Below are 599 nucleotides of genomic sequence, written 5' to 3' on the forward strand. Positions count from 1 at the left end.
GGTCAGGCTGTCGGACCATGGCACTTCTTCCTGGATTGCCGGTTTCGTTCCGACTTTCATGGCAGTTCGGTACTCCATCATTATTTCAGTGGGATATTCCTTGGACAGGTTAGCCAAAGCAGACAGCAATCATAGTCCTAAATGACAATCCCTGATCTCTCCGCAAATGTCCCGCCGCGGCCGTGCTTCGGGACAGCTTCAATATTCTGCCGCCCAGCCCAGGCTCAACGGCGGCAGATCCTCGAGTTCCCTCCGTGTGGACGGCGTGCACGCGAGGCGCGGCAAACTTGCAGCGATGCCGAGATGAACGAAATTCATGAGCGCGCGTCCAAGCTCTCAATCGCTGCGCAGAATCTTTGCTTCGAGCGCGGCTGCCACAAAAGCACGCCGAGCGACTGGTGGATGAGCCTCACCTCGCAACACCTGCAGACAGGCGTCCATTGCTGCCTTGCGCTTCGCGGTCTGACGATGGAGATGCCACAGCAGGATGTTGGACGCGTCATTGACATCGAACACGACACGCTCCGAACTGTGACGGCTAACTTGAACAACGACTGGCCTTTCAAATCTGCTCGAGCCGGTCATCACTCCCCCTCTAC

The 599-nt window shown here is 57.1% G+C and carries 1 protein-coding gene; it reads left to right on the top strand.

Annotated features, from left to right (window positions below; translation table 11 throughout):
* Positions 1-303 precede the first annotated feature (303 nt).
* Positions 304-599: hypothetical protein (locus tag AC0L2K_RS35020; protein WP_473533664.1), on the top strand; the 296-nt coding region annotated here is incomplete at its 3' end.

Source organism: Mesorhizobium sp. WSM4817 (genome assembly GCF_055811135.1).